The sequence below is a fragment of the Neisseria sp. P0021.S005 genome, from assembly GCF_051956955.1.
This window is the reverse complement of sequence record NZ_JBQCWY010000759.1, coordinates 1-1,416: the sequence shown is the minus strand read 5'-3', so window position 1 is coordinate 1,416 and position 1,416 is coordinate 1. Positions and strand designations below refer to the sequence as shown.

1 protein-coding gene is annotated in these 1,416 nt (G+C 46.0%); it reads left to right on the top strand.

Translation table 11 applies throughout. The features are described from left to right. Positions 1–38 precede the first annotated feature (38 nt). Entirely contained in the window at positions 39–1,322 is a 1,284-nt protein-coding gene (gene gltA, locus ACTHUE_RS19065) for a citrate synthase (protein WP_004519267.1), read from the top strand. Positions 1,323–1,416 lie beyond the last annotated feature (94 nt).

Sequence of the window (1,416 nt, the reverse complement as noted above, 5' to 3'; positions counted from 1 at the left end):
GCGGCAACGAAAGCCCCAACTTACAAAGGAGTTTAAGAATGTCTAAATCAGTCAAGCTCACCACCCCAAATCAAGAGACCTTGGAACTGCCAGTATTGGAAGCAAGTATCGGCCATGATGTGGTTGACATCCGTGCGTTGACAAAAAATACAGGTCTGTTTTCATTCGACCCAGGATTCGTGTCCACTGCAAGTTGCGAATCCAAAATCACTTATATTGACGGCGATAAAGGTCTGTTATATTACCGTGGTTATCCTATCGAGCAGTTGGCCGAAAAATCCGATTACTTGGAAGTTTGTTACCTGTTGATCTACGGCGAGCTGCCTACGCCCGAACAGAAAAAAGAATTTGATGCTACAGTCAGCCACCATACTATGGTGCATGAACAGTTGACTTGGTTCTTCCGCGGTTTCCGTCGCGATGCGCACCCGATGGCGATGATGGTGGGTGTGGTTGGCGCTTTGTCTGCTTTCTATCAAGACAGCTTGGATATTACCAATCCTGAACACCGCAAAATCGCGATTTACCGCTTAATCTCCAAAATTCCGACCATTGCGGCAATGTGTTACCGTTATTCCAACGGTTTGCCGTTCAATTATCCAAAAAATAACCTTTCCTATGCTGAAAACTTCTTGCACATGATGTTTGCCACACCGTGTGAAGAATACAAACCTAATCCAGTCTTGGCCCGCGCGCTCGACCGCATCTTTATTTTGCATGCCGACCACGAGCAAAATGCTTCTACTTCGACCGTACGTTTGGCAGGCTCTTCAGGGGCGAACCCATTTGCCTGTATCGCTGCTGGTATCGCCTGTCTGTGGGGTGCTTCACACGGCGGTGCAAACGAAGCTGTGTTGAAGATGCTGGATGAAATCGGCGATGTGTCTAATGTTGCCGCATACATGGAAGGTGTGAAACAACGCAAATACCGTCTGATGGGCTTCGGTCACCGCGTATACCGCAATATGGACCCACGAGCCAACATCATGCGCGAAACCTGTTATGAAGTCTTAAAAGAATTGGGCTTGGAAGACAGTCCTAAATTCAAGCTGGCGATGGAATTGGAACAAATTGCACTGAAAGACCCATTCTTTGTTGAACGCAAGCTGTATCCAAACGTCGACTTCTACTCTGGTATCGTCTTGTCTGCATTGGGCATTCCAACTGAAATGTTTACCGTTATCTTCGCATTGTCGCGCAGTGTAGGTTGGATTTCTCATTGGCATGAAATGATTAGCGATCCGGCACTGAAAATCGGTCGCCCACGTCAACTTTATACCGGTGCAGAACGTCGCGATTACGTTCCGGTAGATAAACGCTAATAAACAATACATTAATATATTGTTGAAAAGTCGTTTGAAAAAATCGAATTGCCGTTTTCAATGAGGTTGGTCGTAATTAATTAAGTTGATAGCA